The sequence below is a fragment of the Sorangium sp. So ce394 genome (genome assembly GCF_051474665.1).
Classification (GTDB): Bacteria; Myxococcota_A; Polyangia; order Polyangiales; family Polyangiaceae; genus Sorangium; species Sorangium cellulosum_D.
In genome coordinates, this window is record NZ_CP150339.1 from 10,447,094 (window position 1) to 10,462,376 (window position 15,283).

17 protein-coding genes are annotated in these 15,283 nt (G+C 70.0%); 8 read left to right on the forward strand and 9 right to left on the reverse strand.

The window, feature by feature from the left end; all coding sequences use genetic code 11:
- Positions 1-33 precede the first annotated feature (33 nt).
- The 3 genes from WMF33_RS38575 (at position 34) to WMF33_RS38585 (ending at position 3,466) form a co-directional block, all read left to right on the forward strand.
- Entirely contained in the window at positions 34-1,044 is a 1,011-nt protein-coding gene (locus WMF33_RS38575) for a UDP-glucuronic acid decarboxylase family protein (RefSeq protein WP_437333285.1), read from the forward strand.
- A 74-nt stretch (positions 1,045-1,118) separates the two neighbouring features.
- The gene (locus WMF33_RS38580; protein WP_437333286.1) at positions 1,119-2,432 is read left to right on the forward strand and encodes an inositol-3-phosphate synthase; all 1,314 of its coding nucleotides are present in this window, start codon (positions 1,119-1,121) and stop codon (positions 2,430-2,432) included.
- 83 nt (positions 2,433-2,515) lie between these two features.
- Positions 2,516-3,466 carry a bifunctional helix-turn-helix transcriptional regulator/GNAT family N-acetyltransferase gene (locus WMF33_RS38585; RefSeq protein WP_437333287.1) on the forward strand — a complete coding sequence of 317 codons (951 nt, stop codon included), beginning with the start codon at positions 2,516-2,518 and terminating at the stop codon, positions 3,464-3,466.
- 69 nt (positions 3,467-3,535) lie between these two features.
- On the opposite strand, the gene WMF33_RS38590 is transcribed toward WMF33_RS38585, so the two are convergent.
- On the reverse strand, positions 3,536-4,147 hold the full coding sequence (locus tag WMF33_RS38590; protein ID WP_437333288.1) for a GNAT family N-acetyltransferase: 612 nt from the start codon (positions 4,145-4,147) through the stop codon (positions 3,536-3,538).
- A gap of 144 nt (positions 4,148-4,291) precedes the next feature.
- On the reverse strand, positions 4,292-4,936 hold the full coding sequence (locus WMF33_RS38595; RefSeq protein WP_437333289.1) for a YdeI/OmpD-associated family protein: 645 nt from the start codon (positions 4,934-4,936) through the stop codon (positions 4,292-4,294).
- Between the two features lie 131 nt (positions 4,937-5,067).
- Between WMF33_RS38595 and WMF33_RS38600 the strand changes: the two genes are divergently transcribed.
- The 3 genes from WMF33_RS38600 (at position 5,068) to WMF33_RS38610 (ending at position 7,325) form a co-directional block, all read left to right on the forward strand.
- The gene (locus WMF33_RS38600; protein ID WP_437333290.1) at positions 5,068-5,310 is read left to right on the forward strand and encodes a hypothetical protein; all 243 of its coding nucleotides are present in this window, start codon (positions 5,068-5,070) and stop codon (positions 5,308-5,310) included.
- A complete protein-coding gene (locus tag WMF33_RS38605; RefSeq protein WP_437333291.1) occupies positions 5,307-6,326 on the forward strand; it encodes a formylglycine-generating enzyme family protein in 1,020 nt (339 codons plus the stop codon). The genes WMF33_RS38600 and WMF33_RS38605 overlap by 4 nt, the downstream gene beginning before the upstream one ends.
- A 465-nt stretch (positions 6,327-6,791) precedes the next feature.
- On the forward strand, positions 6,792-7,325 hold the full coding sequence (locus WMF33_RS38610) for a hypothetical protein (protein WP_437333292.1): 534 nt from the start codon (positions 6,792-6,794) through the stop codon (positions 7,323-7,325).
- A gap of 65 nt (positions 7,326-7,390) precedes the next feature.
- On the opposite strand, the gene WMF33_RS38615 is transcribed toward WMF33_RS38610, so the two are convergent.
- The 6 genes from WMF33_RS38615 to WMF33_RS38640 form a co-directional block, all read right to left on the reverse strand.
- A complete protein-coding gene (locus tag WMF33_RS38615) occupies positions 7,391-8,077 on the reverse strand; it encodes an SIMPL domain-containing protein (protein ID WP_437333293.1) in 687 nt (228 codons plus the stop codon).
- 160 nt (positions 8,078-8,237) lie between these two features.
- A complete protein-coding gene (locus WMF33_RS38620; protein ID WP_437333294.1) occupies positions 8,238-9,605 on the reverse strand; it encodes a hypothetical protein in 1,368 nt (455 codons plus the stop codon).
- Positions 9,606-9,805: 200 nt separating this feature from the next.
- Positions 9,806-10,705, reverse strand: coding sequence for a hypothetical protein (locus WMF33_RS38625; RefSeq protein ID WP_437333295.1), 900 nt, complete (start codon positions 10,703-10,705; stop codon positions 9,806-9,808).
- A gap of 15 nt (positions 10,706-10,720) precedes the next feature.
- The gene (locus WMF33_RS38630; protein WP_437333296.1) at positions 10,721-11,551 is read right to left on the reverse strand and encodes a HEAT repeat domain-containing protein; all 831 of its coding nucleotides are present in this window, start codon (positions 11,549-11,551) and stop codon (positions 10,721-10,723) included.
- Positions 11,552-11,642: 91 nt separating this feature from the next.
- Complete coding sequence (locus tag WMF33_RS38635; RefSeq protein WP_437333297.1) at positions 11,643-11,837, reverse strand: hypothetical protein; 195 nt, start codon at positions 11,835-11,837, stop codon at positions 11,643-11,645.
- A 70-nt stretch (positions 11,838-11,907) separates the two neighbouring features.
- On the reverse strand, positions 11,908-12,222 hold the full coding sequence (locus WMF33_RS38640) for a hypothetical protein (protein ID WP_437333298.1): 315 nt from the start codon (positions 12,220-12,222) through the stop codon (positions 11,908-11,910).
- Positions 12,223-12,262: 40 nt separating this feature from the next.
- On the opposite strand from WMF33_RS38640, the gene WMF33_RS38645 reads away from it, so the two are divergent.
- Positions 12,263-12,553: a hypothetical protein gene (locus tag WMF33_RS38645; RefSeq protein WP_437333299.1), complete on the forward strand. Its 291-nt coding sequence runs from the start codon at positions 12,263-12,265 to the stop codon at positions 12,551-12,553.
- A gap of 274 nt (positions 12,554-12,827) precedes the next feature.
- Here WMF33_RS38645 and WMF33_RS38650 read toward each other — a convergent pair whose 3' ends face one another.
- Positions 12,828-13,403 (reverse strand): TetR/AcrR family transcriptional regulator, encoded by a 576-nt coding sequence (locus tag WMF33_RS38650; RefSeq protein WP_437333300.1) that lies wholly within the window; start codon positions 13,401-13,403, stop codon positions 12,828-12,830.
- Positions 13,404-13,970: 567 nt separating this feature from the next.
- Here WMF33_RS38650 and WMF33_RS38655 point away from each other — a divergent pair.
- Positions 13,971-14,819, forward strand: coding sequence for a transposase zinc-binding domain-containing protein (locus tag WMF33_RS38655; RefSeq protein ID WP_437333301.1), 849 nt, complete (start codon positions 13,971-13,973; stop codon positions 14,817-14,819).
- Positions 14,820-15,283: the final 464 nt, after the last annotated feature.

The following is a 15,283-nucleotide window of genomic DNA, read 5'->3' on the forward strand; positions in this document are numbered from 1 at the left end:
GTCGTCGTCGCCTGGAGAGGAGGTCAGAGAGACATGAGCGCTGCGCTGCGCATCCTGGTGACCGGAGGCGCCGGCTTCGTCGGCTCCCACCTGTGTGATCGGCTGATCCGCGACGGCCACGAGGTCATCGCGCTCGACGATTTCTCGACCGGCGCCCGGGGCAACGTCGCCCACCTCCTCCACCATCGCCGCTTCCGGCTGGTGGAGCACGACGTCACCCAGCCGTTCGATCTCCAGGTCGACCGCATCTACAACCTGGCCTCGCCGGCGAGCCCGCCGCATTACCAGCGCGATCCGGTGCGGACCACGCTGATCAACGTGGTCGGCGCGTTCCACGCGCTGAAGCTCGCCGAGGGCTGCGGGGCGCGGGTGTTCCAGGCGTCGACGAGCGAGGTCTACGGCGATCCCGAGGTCCACCCGCAGCCGGAGAGCTACCGGGGCTCGGTGAACCCGATCGGGATCCGCTCCTGTTACGACGAGGGGAAGCGCTGCGCCGAGTCGCTGGTGATGGATTTCCACCGTCGGCGCGGCGTCGAGGTCCGGATGGCGCGGATCTTCAACACCTACGGTCCGCGGATGGCGCTCGACGACGGGCGCGTCGTGTCGAACTTCATCGTCCAGGCGCTCCAGGGCGAGGATCTGACGGTCTACGGCGCCGGCTCGCAGACGCGGAGCTTCTGCTACGTGGACGATCTCGTCGAGGGGATCGTGCGGCTGATGGAGCACCCCACCGAGACGGGCCCGGTGAACCTGGGCAATCCGGAGGAGTTCACGGTGCTGGAGCTCGCCGAGGAGGTGATTCGCCTGACCGGGAGCCGGAGCCGCATCGCGTTCCGCCCGCTGCCGCAGGACGATCCGCGGCAGCGGCAGCCGGTCATCGATCACGCGAAGCGGGTGCTCGGGTTCGAGCCGAAGGTGCCGCTGCGGGCGGGGCTGCGCCGGACGATCGAGGGTTTCCGGAGCGTGCTCGGGCTGGGCCGGCACGCGCCTGCGCTGGCGGCGTCGGAGACCGACGCGGCGCTGCCTCAGGCCGCCAACGGCTGAGCGGCGCCGCGCGCGCCGGGCGTTCGTCGAGACAAGCCGTGAGCGGCCGAGCTGGTCGCGTGAGGAGAGATCTGATGAAGCAGCCGCAGAAGCTGGCGAAGCCCGAGGGGAAGCTGGCCGTGCTCCTCCCGGGGCTCGGGGCGGTGTCGACGACGACGATCGCGGGCGTGATGCTCGCGCGGCGGGGCGTCGCCGCGCCGGTGGGGGCCTTGACGCAGCTCGGGACGATCCGGCTGGGGAAGCGGACGGACAACCGCTCTCCGAGGATCAAGGACTTCGTCCCGCTGGCGTCGCTCGATGATCTCGAGTTCGGCGGCTGGGACATCTTCCCCGACAACGCGCACGAGGCGGCGGTGGAGGCGAAGGTGCTCGAGGCGGCGCACCTCGATGCCGTCCGCGAGGAGCTCGCGGCCGTCACGCCGATGAAGGCGGTGTTCTACCCGGACTACGTGCGCCGGCTGCACGGCCCGCACGTGAAGGCCGGCCGCAGCAAGGCCGACATGGTGGAGCAGGTGCGGGACGACATCCGCGGCTTCGTGCGCTCGCGCGGGGCGAGCCGCGCGGTGGCGGTGTGGTGCGGCTCGACGGAGATCTTCATCGCGCCGTCGGAGGTGCACCGGTCGGCGGCCGCGTTCGAGGCGGGGCTCCTCTCGAACCACCCGGCCATCTCGAACTCGCAGATCTACGCCTGGGCGTGCATCAAGGAGGGTGTCCCGTTCGCCAACGGGGCGCCGAACCTGACCGTGGATTTCCCCGCCGCGTGGGAGCTCGCGCGCAGCCACGGCGTGCCGATCGCGGGCAAGGACTTCAAGACGGGGCAGACCCTGATGAAGACCGTGATCGCGCCGGCGCTCAAGGCGCGGATGCTCGGCGTCTCGGGGTGGTTCTCGACGAACATCCTCGGCAACCGCGACGGCGTGGTGCTGGACGATCCGGACTCGTTCAAGACGAAGGAGGCCTCGAAGCTGAGCGTGCTCGAGCAGATCCTCCAGCCGGAGCTCTACAGGGAGCTGTATTCGAAGCTCTACCACAAGGTGCGGATCGAGCATTATCCGCCGCGCGGGGACGCGAAGGAGGGGTGGGACAACATCGACCTGTTCGGGTGGCTCGGCTACCCGATGCAGATGAAGGTGAACTTCCTCTGCCGGGACTCCATCCTGGCGGCGCCGATCGTGCTCGACCTGGCGCTGCTCCTGGACCTCGCGGCGAGGGCGGGGTTCAGCGGGACGCAGGAGTGGCTGAGCTTCTACTTCAAGAGCCCGATGACGGCGCCGGAGCTCTACCCGGAGCACGACCTGTTCATCCAGTCGATGAAGCTCAAGAACACGCTGCGCTGGATGATGGGGGAAGAGCTCATCACCCACCTCGGGAACGAGTATTACGACTGAGGCAGACCGCATCCGTTCGCCAACTACTTGACTCAGTCAAGTAGTTCTGGGATGCTCCCTCCACGACGACGAAGGAGGGTGGCATGGGCGAGCTGCGTCCCGTGGACGAGCGCATCGACGCGATGCGAGAGTTCAACCGCTTCTACACGCAGAAGATCGGCGTGCTGGGCGGAGGTCTGCTCGACAGCGAGTACACGCTCACCGAGGTGCGCGTCCTGTACGAGATCGCGCACCGCGAGGGCCCGCTCGCCAGCGATCTGGTGCGCGACCTCGGGCTCGACGCCGGCTACCTCAGCCGCATCCTCGCGGCTTTCCAGCGGCGCGGCTGGATCGAGCGCGAGCGCTCGGAGGCGGACGCGCGCAAATCGCACCTGCGGCTCACGGCCAAGGGCGCCAAGGTGTTCGGCTCGCTCGATGGTCGGGCGCGCGATCAGATCCGCGAGCTGCTCGGGCCCCTGTCGTCCGAGCAGCAGCGAGCGCTCCAGGAGCACCTGCAGCGCGTGCAGGCGTTGCTCGGCCACGCCCGGCCCACGGCCGAGGTCACGCTTCGCGAGCACGGCCCGGGCGACATGGGCTGGATCATCCAGCGGCACGGCGCGCTGTACGCGCGCGGGCACGGGTGGAATCAGGATTTCGAGGCGCTCGTCGCGGAGATCTGCGCGGGCTTCCTCCGCAACTTCGATCCGAGCGGCGAGCGCTGCTGGATCGCCGAGCGCAACGGCGTTCCGGTCGGGTGCGTCATGCTGGTGCGCCACTCGCGCGCGGTCGCGAAGCTGCGCCTGCTGCTCGTCGAGCCGAGCGAGCGGGGGTCGGGGATCGGGCGGAAGCTCGTGGCCGAATGCGTCGAGTTCGCGCGTCGCGCGGGCTATCGCGCGGTGACCCTGTGGACGCAGAGCATCCTCACCGCCGCGCGCCGCATGTACGAGAGCGCCGGTTTCCGCCTGGTCAAGTCCGAGCCGCACACGAGCTTCGGGGCCGAGCTCGTCGGCGAGACGTGGGAGCTGTCGCTGCGAGAGGCGGAGAGCGGGCGCTAGCCGCTGGCGCGAGCAGCTGGCCGGAGCCGCTCACGGCTCGAGCGGCCCGGGCTCTACGATGCCGAGGTCTCAGCGCGCGGGCGCCGCCTCGCGAGGCTTCGAGAGCTGATGAGTGAGGTGGCTGCGCACCGTGGGCCACTCCGGAGCGATGATGCTGTATACGCACGTGTCGCGCAGCGTGCCGTCGGACGCGCGACGATGGTTGCGCAAGACGCCGTCGAGCTTCGCGCCCAGGCGCTCGATGGCGCGCCGGCTCTGGTGGTTGAAGAAATGGGTTCGGAACTCCACCGCGATGCACTCCAGCGTCTCGAACGCGTGTTGCAACAGCAGCAGCTTGCATTCGGTGTTGAGCGGGGTGCGCTGCACGCTCTTGCGGTACCACGTCGAGCCGATCTCCACGCGCCGATTGGCCGCGTCGATGTCCATGTACGTGGTCATGCCCACCGCGCGTCCGCTGCGCGCGTCGATCACGACGAAGGGCAGCATCGAACCCGAGCGCTGGAGGGACAACCGACGCTCGATCTCGTCGCGCATGCCTTCGGGGCGCGGGATGTAGGTGTACCAGAGATCCCACAGCTCACCGTCGCGCACCGCGTCGGCGAGATCGTCATGGTAAGCGTGGGTCAGCGGCTCGAGCGCGGCATGGCGCCCGCGCAAGGTGACGGGTTCCGGCCAGGGCATGCAAATTCCTTATTGGTGGGGAAACTACATTTCACGCAATGGGGTTGCTTGTCAATCGGTTCCGGCTGAGGCTCGGCCGCGCGCGCTTGCGGCGCGGTCCAACGCGGGCCCGACCGGCCGCCTTCGGCAGCTTCGAGGTCCGCCTCAACGGGGCTTCTTGGGGGGCCGGGCCGCCTTCGGCTCTTTGCGCCGTTCCGGCACGATGGTCTCCCCGCGCGCCAGCATCGCCACCAGATCGGCGATCTTCTTTGCGCGGCCGGCGGGCGTCTTCATGTTGCTCATGCGGAACGCCAGCGCGAACAGGTTCTGACGCCCCAGCCCCTGGAGCGCCTCGCGCGCCCGCGGGTTCGCCTCGATCGCGGCGCGAAGGTCGTCCGGCAGGGTGGCCGCGGTCGCGCTGCGCATCGGCGCGTACGCCGCATCCCAGCGGCCGTCGGCCTTGGCCGCGTCCACCTGCCGCTGCCCGTGGGGCGTCATGCGCCCCGCGGCGGTCAAGCGGGCGATGTGGTCGCGGTTGATCTGACTCCAGACGCTCCTCGACTTGCGCGGCGTGTACCGCTGCAAGAACGAGCTCTCATCCAGGGCTTTCCGGATGCCGTCGATCCATCCCCAGCAGAGCGCCACGTCGAGCGCTTGCGCCTGGGTCACCGTCGGCACGCCGGAGCCCTTCTTGTAGATCCTCAGCCACAGCTCCGTCTCCTGCGCGTGGTTCGCGGCCATCCACGCCTCGAGCTCGGCTTCGGTGGGGAAGCTCTTGATCTTCTTCTTATCGGGAGTGATCGATGCCATGCAGTCTGCCTCGCAGCGTGTCCATCTTACGGCGAACTTGCGGAGGCCGATAGCGCCGCGCAGCGGCCGCGACGACGGCGGCGAGGATGACGCTCCCGGCGCTCGTGGCGAGCCCTGCTCCCAGGGCGCCGATGGCGCTGCAGCCCACCTTTAACCTCCGGGCCGCGCTGCGTCAACGCAGCCCGGTGGCGAGCTCCGCGGGTCATCCGGCGGGCGACCCCAGCGCCGCGCATCCGCTGCGCGTCGTCGGTGAACGGAACGAGCCCGAACCGTCGTTCGTTGCGGTCGTGGGCGATCCCGCCGAGGAGCACGCTGACCGTCCGATCGTCCTGTTGATTCCTCACTCTCGCCTCGGTAACACACGAGGAGCATGAGAGAACGATTTGCGCGATGGCTGTGGGCGGCGTTATGCCTGCCGGGCGTCGGCTGCACGACGGTCGTCGGGCTGGACAAGCCCTATCATCCGATAGAGGACCAGGGTGGCGGCGGTGGCGGCGGTGGCGGCGGTGGCGGCGGTGGCGTGGAAACTGGCAGCCGCTGCGCCGGGCTGCCTGCGACGTGCGGGCCCAAGGAAGACGAGAGCTGCTGCGCGAGCGAGCTGGTCGTGGGGGGTACGTTCAACCGGAGCAACGACCCGGCCTTCCCGGCCACGGTGAGCGACTTCCAGCTGGACCGGTTCGAGGTCACGCTGGGGCGGTTCCGGGCGTTCGTGGACGCGTATCCCGGGAGCCGGCCGGCGCCGGGCGCCGGAGAGCACCCGCTCGTCGCGGGGAGCGGGTGGGATGCGGAGTGGGAAGATCGGCTGCCGCCGGACCGCGCGGAGCTCCTGAAAGGGCTGTTCTGCGATTCGGAGGAGACGGCGTGGGCGTGGACGGATGAGCCCGGCGCAAACGAGCGCCTGCCGATGAACTGCGTGAGCTGGTACATGGCGTTTGCGTTCTGCGCGTGGGACGGCGGACGACTGCCGACCGAGGCGGAGCTGGGGTACGCGGCGGCCGGCGGCGCCGAGCAGCGTCCGTATCCGTGGTCCACCTCGCCGGACGATGAAACGCTCGATCGGGACCACGCGGTGTATGCATGCATTGGCAGCGACGTGGCGGGGTGCGTGATCGAGGACCTCCCGCCGGTCGGGTCGAAGTCACCGCAGGGAGACGGGCTGTTCAAGCAAGCGGATCTGGCGGGGGGCATGTGGGAGTGGACGCTGGATTATCACGGGGATTACCCGCCCGAGTGCGTGGACTGCGCCGTCACGACGGGCGGCACGGAGCGGGTGATGCGCGGCGGCGGCTGGCGCAGCGCCGCGGAGGCGCTGCACCTCTCCACCCGCGACCAGCGCGTCCCGACGACCCGCACGGTCGGCATCGGGGTCCGGTGCGCGCGGGAGCCGTGAGCGACGCCCGCCTCGCCTCGGCCGTGGTGGAGCCTACGTGGCGCGGTGAACGGGGTTGCGGCGGGCCGCATCCAGGCGGCAAGCGTTCGAGCGTCGGCCCGAAGGAGGCCGCCGCCTCAGGGAGGTAAACGGATGCTCACGGTTCGTCGAATGGGCTGGATCGCGCTGCTCTGGCTGATGAGCTCTGCCTGTGACAACGGCGAGGGCGGCGGCGGCCGCGGCGCCGCAGGCGGTGCCGCCAGCGGGAGCGGGGGATCCGCCGGCGCCGAGAGCGGAGCCGGCGAGGGCGGTGCCACAACGGGATCCGGCGGAGGTCTCGGCGCGGGCGGAGACGGCGGAAGCGCGGGCGCGGGCGACGGCGGAAGCGCGGGCGACGGCGGAAGCGCGGGCGACGGCGGAAGCGCGGGCGCCGGGGGCGGAGGAGGTGATGGCGGGGGAGGCGCAGTGTGCGAGCCTGGGGCTCAAGTGCCGTGTTACACGGCGGCGTCGAGCACCGCCGATGTCGGGGCTTGCCGGCGGGGCGTCGCGACCTGCAGCGACGACGGCTCGGAGCTCGGCGCCTGCATCGGTGAGGTCACTCCAGCGCCTGAGACCTGCATCGATCCGGCGGACGAAGACTGCGATGGTCAGGCCAACGAGGAGGGCCCCGGCTGCATCTGTGTCCCCGGCGCGGCTGCGTCGTGCTACACGGGCGTCCCCGGAACCGCGGGCGTCGGGATCTGCAAGGGAGGCACGGCGATCTGCAACGGCCAGGGAACCGGCTACGGGCCCTGCGTCGGTGAAGTGCGCCCGACCGCGGATGACTGCCACACGGAGGCGGATGAGAACTGCGATGGCGTGAACGCCTCCTGCGGCGGCGGGGAGCACCGCCGGAGCAAGGGCGTCGGCACCGATCTCCCTCAGCGCGCGACCGGCATCGCCATCGACGCCGATCTCGGCGGCGGTGCCCTCTCGCCCGCGGGCGCGGAGGACGCCTTTCTGGCGAAGTCGTCGCCTTGATCCCAGGCCTCCGACGGAGGCGGCGCGGCGCGCCCTGACGCGACGCGCGCGCCCCGTCGGCGGCTCTACCGCTTCGCGAAGCGGAAGCGGGCCCGCACCGTGGCGGTCACCTCGATCTCTCCGGGCTCGATCGGGAACGTGGTCGAACGCGGGCCGATGAAACCGGCCTCCATCTTCCAGGCGCGCCCGCCGTCCTCCTCGCCCGCGCTCGACACGGATCGCCACCCGACGAGCTTGATCTTGGCCGCCGCGGCGATCGCGCCGGCGTTGCGCTCGGCGTCCTCGATCGAGGCCTTGAGCGCCGCTCGGTAGGCCTCCTGCGGCGCGCTCAGGAAAAAGCGGATCCCGCTGGTCTGGTTGGCGCCCGCGGACAGCGCCGCTTCGAGGATCCTCGAGCTCTCGACGCGGAGCACGTCGAGCGGCGCCCGCTCGAGGATCACCGACACCGTGCTCGTCGCTTCGTACCCGATGATCCGCGGAGGAGCGACGCGCTCCCGCTCCGTTTCGCCCTCCGGGATCGGGCTCAGCGAGACACCCACGTTCCTGACCTGGAGCGACGGAATCTGGAGCCCCTCCAGCGCGCTCACGATCGACCGTGTCCTGGCCGCGGCCTCCTCGCGCGCGGCCTCCAGGCTCTCGCCGCGGACCTCAACGGACACGTTGGTGCGCAGCGAGTCGGGCGGAAGCGACACGGTGCCGGACCCCTCGACCTCCACGACCTGCAGATCCGTAGACTTTACCATGCTGTTCATCCCGCCCCCTCCGTGAGGAGAACCTAAGGCCGGGAGGCGCGCTCAGGGAGGCTCGACGCGTCGCCGTGGCACCATGGCAGGCGGGACAAAGGGAGACGCGTGGAATCCGGGACGAGGGAGCGGCGCGCGGGTGCGCGCTCTCCGGCGTCGGCCGACGACGTCACATCCACATCCGCGCGACGACGCCGTAGGTGCCAGGCCCCGGGGACATGCCCACGTCGCCGCCGCCGAGGAGGACCTGGTCGTCGGCGACGACCTCCACGGTGTGCAGCTGCCCGAACTCGCCGAGATCGACCGGGAGCACGCCGCCCTCGCCGAACGCCGGGTCGAGCGCGCCGTCGCACGTGTACCGCGCGAGCAGCGGCGTTGTCGTGCCGCCCTCGCCGCGCTCGCCGCCGTTGCCCGCGACGAGGACGGCGCCGCCCGGGAGCAGGGCCATGTCCTCGGCCACGTCGTCGCCGCCGGTCGTCGGCCACGCGGCCACGCCCCTGTCGCCGAACGCGAGGTCGGGCGCGCCGTTCGGGTGGAAGCGGCGGACCTGGAAGTCGCGCGCCCCCTCGGCCCCCGCGTCGCCGGCCACCACGATGCCGCCGCCCGGCGACAGCGCGAGCGCGACCGCGCGCTCGTCGACCCCGGGATCGCCGGCGACGATCGCGCCCCCGCGGCCGAAGGAGCGATCGAGCGCGCCGTCTCCGCGCAGGCGGATCACGATCATGTCGCGCTGGCCGCCCCGCTCGACCGAGCCGGCCACGACGATGCGGCCGCGGTCATCGAGCGCGACCGCCTCGGCCACCGACGCGGCGCCCAGCGAGACGGTCCTGTAGCCGCGCGGGCTCGCGAACGAGGTGTCGAGGGCGCCGTCCGCGGTGGCGCGCACGATCAGCAGGCGCCCGTCGCGCTGGCCCACGGCCACGATGCCGTCGTCCGGAGCGACGAGGCCGCCCCGGATCTCCTCGTCCCCGCCGAGGTCGAGCAGGCTCTTGCCGCCGTCGCCGAAGCCGGGGTCGAGCGAGCCGTCCTCCGCGTAGCGCGCCAACGCCACGTCCGCCGAGGCGTCCCGGAACCGGTCGCGCCAGCCGATGGCGACGACCTCGCCGCCCTGCTGGTGGCCGGTGGCGGCCAGATAGGCCAGGTCGCCGGTCGAGTTGGCCCAGCCCGTGGTCACCATGCCGTCGCCGAAGGTGGAGTCCGGCGCGCCGGCGCCGGTCAGCCGGACGACGCGGAACCTGATCCCGCCGAGCCCGCCCTGGCCCCAGCCGGCCGCGGTGATCCGATCTCCGGCGACGTCGACATCGAAGAAGCCGCCGTCGTCGTCGGCGCCGAAGCGCACCCGCGCGATCCCGGTCCCCGCCTCCCCGAACGACGGATCGAGCTGCCCTGCGAGCGGGCCAGGCTCGTCGCCCGCGCAGCCGCAGCGTTCGCCGCCGCGCGCGGGCGCCGCCGTGTCGGGCGGGGCGCTCCCGGCGGGCTCCTCGGCGAGGAGGTAACTCGGGACGAGCAACGTGAGCAGTGCATAGAGCGTCTTCATGATGAGGAACTGTTGGGCGCGCGAAGGGGGGTGTCAAAGGGGCAGTCATGCCGACGTCGCGGCGTCGTCGTGGGCGCCGGAGATCTCAACGCCTCGGACACATCCCGCGCGGTCCGCCGCGCCCGCCTCCTCCAGCGCGGCGGGCCGAGGCGCGCCCAGGGAGGCGGCCCTGCGGCGGGGGTGAGATCCACGCCCTGGGATCACTCGGCCGACAGCTTGGCTCGTGCGACCCTCTGCACGTACGGGTCCACGTCCTCGCTGGCGTCGCGCCAGTGGCGCGAGGCGCTCCCCGGGTCGAGCGTGGCCAGCGCCGTGAACGCCTCCGCGCGGATCCTGGCGTCGGAGTGCCCTTGCGCCAATTTCTCCAGGACGTTGATCGTCGACCCGTCGCCCACCATGGAGGCGAGCCTGCACAGGAAGACGAAAGGGCTGTAGTCGAGCCGCTCGACCGACGAGGAGATCACCCCTCGCTCCACGTCGAACCAGTACTGCTTGGTCGATTGCACGGCCTCCGGATCGGCGGCGAGCAGGTTGAGCGATATCGAAAAATCGTCCGGCGGCAGCTGCGTGTGGATATCGCGGTTCGCCCGGTAGAACATCACCTTGCCGTTCGTCAGCCGCGTCCTCTCCAGGAACCGGATCTCCACCTGCTCACCCTCGTACCCGACGGTCCTCTCCGGATCGTACTCGTAGATGTCTGTCTCGTACCCAGGGCCCCAGTAACCAACGGTGAGAAAATCGGCGTTGTGGTCGTGCGGCATCAGGTACGCGAAGAGGCTCTTCTCCCAGTCGGCGGGCGCGTCGGCGCCGCAGCGCGGCCACATGTTGGCCCGGAGCCGGAACCCGGGGCCGCCGCCCAGATCGACGATCTGCTGCGAGAAATTGCTCGACATCTGATAGGCGTCGAGCGGCTGCGCCTCGCAGATCTGGCGGTTCACGTGCTCGACGAGGAAAGATTTGTTGTTCGACAACATCCTGAGGTAGCGGGCTGCGTCGTCCATGCGCTCCCGGCGCGAGATGCCCTTGATCCCGCTCAGGAGGCGGACGCACTCGGGCAGGTCGATCACATCATTCGTATTCGCGTCGATGGTCAAGGTCATGGCGTGCTCCAGATGTCATCCAAGGCGAGCGAGGGCCTTCTTCGCTGCCTCTCGAATGCGCGGGTGCGGGTCGTCGACGGCTCCGGCCAGGCGCGCTCGACCGGCCTCGGCGTCGACGGCGAAGAGGGCCTGCAGCGCGGACCAGCGAACGAAGTGGCTCTTGTACTCGGAGATCCGAAGGAGGCTCTCGATGTTCCCCCGCCCCGCGATCTCCCCGAGGAGCTTGGTGGTATAAAAGAGCCTGTAGGCCGAGCTGTTCGGGCAGATCGCCTGCATGGGCATGAGGGTGCCCGGGTCGTACTGCCACGCGAAATCGAGGAACGGCTTGGACTGGAGCAGGACCAGCGGGATCGGCCTGTTGACGGACCGCAGCCGGAAGAGCTCCCACCCGGCCGAGACCTCCGAGACGTCCATCGATCGAAGCACCTGGTCCGGCTGCCTCTCGAGCATCGCCTGACCATCGAAGACGTCGTTCCGATAGGGCTCGGCGTGCTTGTATCGCTCCAGCACCAAGCGGCTGTCGTCGAGCGCAGACGCGAAGCCCATCAGCACGTGAGATGGATAGCTGAGCAGCTTGTCGTCGTCGACGGTGGGATCGAGCAGCAGGATGTCGATCTGCACCCCGCTCGGCAGCATGATGCGGGCGGAGGAGCCCGTCGCGGCCTGGATCATCTCCCCCTGCCCTGAGAGGCAGTATCCAAGCTGAATGCTCAGCAGGTCCGAGAGGAACCCCGAGCCGAGGAGCCGCTCGAAATGAGGTCGGCACGTCCAGAAGGTCGACGGTTCCTCGATGTCGTACGTCTCTGAGATCGCAGCAGAGAAGCTGCTCAACTGGGCCGGGATCATGGTGCTCCTGCTTACTCTTGGTCGAAGGGCGCGCCGCTGCCCACGTCGTGGTCGCCGTGAGCAACGGCGCGGCGGGTTCAGGATCCTCCGATCACTGCGGATCCGGGGACTTGCGGTAGCTGGTGTCGACGGCGCCGGGGACCATGGCCAGCACGATCACCACGAGCAGGACGCCGCCTGCGACGCTGGTGACGGGGGTGGCCGGGGCGATGGGCTCACCGAGGTCCTCCAAGACGAACTGCTGGGCACGGGCGGGGGACGAGGACACGGCTTCGCTGATGTGCATGATGTAGGCTCCTTGTATCAAACGAGAAATCGTCAATGATTCGCAACCGCTCGCAGATCACCCCTGCCGTTCAGGGGAGCACTTCTATCGATGCGAGCCCGTGCTTGCGCGCGTCGAGGAGCAACTCCTCATCGGTCATCTGGACGCCGTGAAAATCGTGATACTCCTTGGCCAGCTTGATGAACGCGTGATTCGCCGACGGGGACGCGCCTGCCGCGGCCCCCGCGGCGTTCTTCGCCCCGCTGGGGGCGTGGCGGACGTTCGGGCTCAACGTCGGATCGGCGCTCGCGAGCTCGACCAGCCGCCGGTTCAGGTTGTTCATGGCCTCGATGTAGGCAGCGGCGAGCTTGAGGACCTCGGCGTCCTTCACGGCACGCTCGGACACGAATTTGTACCACTCTCGCGAACGCTGAAGAGGGTGAACGATGGTCATGTACATGGCTCCTTTGGTGGTTCAGTTGGCGCAAATGGCCCTTTTACGTCACGAGCGCGCCAACGGCGATGTCGGCAAGCCGGCCAACAAGCATTGTAAAATTCAAATTGATCTCGCTTGCGACACCGCCGTTCGCTGCCGCTCCATGGCGGGCAGCACGCGCACGCAAGCGCCGGGCCAGCTCGACCGGGTGGAGCACGTCGGGGTCGGGGGAGCCGACCGTGGCGGGGTCTCTTCGCCGACGGGCAGCGGGGAACAGCGAAGCGATGATGAAACGCGATGATGGAACTCGATCCGGCGCTCCCAGCGCGGCGACCCGGACCCGCTGAGCCGGCAACAACTTGCCGGCAAGATGCTGCCCGTGCGGGCGGCAACGGCTTGCCGGCAAGGCGGCGCCCTCACGGAGGCGGACGCTGGAGGGCCGGGAGGTGCGCCCCGCTGGAGGCTTCCGCCGAGCGAGCTGTGGTCAGGCGCCGTGGCCTCGAGCGCGGCGCCATCCTCCGCGACGTGAGCCGTCGCCTCGTCAAGGACAAGCGGCGAGCGCGGCTATCTACGGCTCACCGGGCGAAGCGGCGGATCGCGTGCCGGATCTGCTCGGCGGTCATCGGATCCGTGGACAGCGCGCTGTGCAGCACCAGGCCTTCGATCAGCGCGTCGAGCTCCCGCGCGGTCACCGGGTCGAAGTGGAGCTCCAGCGCGCGTCGGCTCCGCAGCATCCAGGCCTGGGTGACGGCGCGCAGCGCGGGCCGCCGGGCGGCGGCGACGTAGAGCTCGACGCTGAGCACGAGGTCGCGCGGCGAGCCGAGCAGGTCCGCCGTGAGGTGCTCGAGCAGGAGCTCGACCGCGGCCTCGCGGCCGCAGGCGGCGCGCATCCGCGCCTCGAAGCGCGACGCCGCGGCCTCCGCGTGCCGGGTGAACGCCGCGGCGAGGAGCTCGTCGATCGACGCGAAATGGTACGTGGTCGAGCCGAGCGGCACGTCGGCGGCCCGCGCGATGGAGCGATGCGAGGCGCCTGCGACCCCGTGCTCGGCGATGACGTCGAGCGCCGTCGCCACCAGCCGGTCCCTGCGCCCCGGGTCGTGGCGGCGCGCCCTCCGCGTCGGCGCCGCGCGCCTCGCGCTGGCTCTGCCCATCGCGCCCCCGTCACCCTCGCGCGTCGCCCGGCGCGGGCCCGGCCGCGGCGCCGGCGACGACCCTCTCGCCGCGTTGCTGCATGGCGACGCCATGGCGGAACTGCGGACGCCACGGGGAGCGGTGGGAAAACGAGTGGCGAAGCGGCTCCTGCATGCTGGCGCGGAGGCGGCACGCGCACCATGCGCCTCGGCGCCAGAGCGCAGATTCAAGCACGAGCCTGACACGGCTCATCCATGGTCCCGATGAGAGGCATGACCATCACCTGCTTGGTGATCGGGATCATCGGCGTAGACAGCTCCGCTAGCCGGCTCTGCTGCACCCGGATGATCTCCTCCTGCAACGCTGCGCTCTCGCGCTCTCGCGCTCTCGCGCGCCGACATATCGAGCGCGAGGCGGGTGCTCGGCGAGCGCCTCCGCCGCCGCGGCAGCGAGCGTCGCGGCCCGCCGCCCCCCGGCCCGCCGCTCCGCCATGGCGCCGCCATGGGCGATAGCCCGGCGGGTTGTCGAGATTCGCGGCGAAAACGCGCCCTCACCGCGTGGCGTGCGGCGTGCGGTGTCGGCGCCGTGTGGCCAGCGCGGCTCGCACCACGGGCGTCGTCTACGAGCGCCGTCGCCCCGAGAAGACGACGCTCTACGAGATCGTGCGCGACAACGTGGAGACGCTGTACGGGGCCATCGACGACGGCGCCATCGCGGTCCGGATACCCAAGCACGCGAAGAAGGAGATCGAAGCCTACCTCGACTGCGGGCTGCTCTGCCGCGGGTTCGCGCGGCTCCGGTGCGAGCGCTGCGAAGAGAGTCGGCTGGTGGCCTTCAGCTGTAAAGGACGCGGTTTCTGCCCGTCGTGTCTGGGCCGACGCATGTGTTCCACGGCGGCGAACCTGATCGAGGACATCCTGCCCGAGGTGGCGCACCGTCCGTGGGTGTTGACGTTTCCGTTTCCGTGGCGGCGCAGGCTCGCCCAGGACGGGGCGTTGTTCGGCGTGCTGACCCGCCTCTTCGTCGAGAGCGTGGCGCGGTTCTACGAAAAACGCGCCGCGCGCCGAGGCGCGTGCGGCGCGGTCAAGAGCGGCGCGGTGATCGCCGTGCAACGCACGTCCGGCGACATGCGGCTCAACCCGCATCTGCACGTGGTCTTCTTCGACGGGGCTTATCACGAAGACGGCACCGAGCTCGTGTGGAACGAACTCGGTCATCTTCCGACTCGCGCGGTCGGTCAGGTCATAGAGCACGCCGTCGGGCGGATGCTCCGTTACCTTCGGCGGCACAGCATCTCGAAATCGAGCACGACGTCGAGGAGGACGGCGAGCCCGAGGCAGCGCTCTGTGCCTCCGCCGTCTCGGGACGAGAGTCGCGCCACAGGATGCGACTCATGGCCGCGATCACGGACAAGGCGACGGCGAGGAAGATCTTGAGCCACCTCGGTCTGTTCGCCGAGCCGCTGGAGTGCCGCGCGCGGTACCCGGCGGACCCCGCGTGACGAAACTGAAAGGGGAGGGACGCTGCTCGACGACGTGGCCGGGGGGAGGTCTGCCCTGAGGTGCGTGCGCCGGCCATCACGACGCGCCGCGAACCGCGACGGCGGCCGTTTGGACGAGCTCAGCAGTGTACAGATATACGGTAGGATTCCTTCCGCTTGGCGCCAGTAGTGTACAGTTATACGGTAGGATTCCTTCCGCTTGGTGCCAGTAGTGTACAGCTATACGGTAGGATGCCTTCCGCTTGGTGCGACGTCGCGGTAATCGCAGGCGTTTCACGAGTGGAAGGCCTGTCTGATCGCATAAGGCCCGTTCTGTCGATAAGCTTGTACAGTCGGACTGCACGAGCCAGGAACGGCTCCGAGAATCTTGCCTTTGCGGAACGCGTTTGCTTGTCCTAT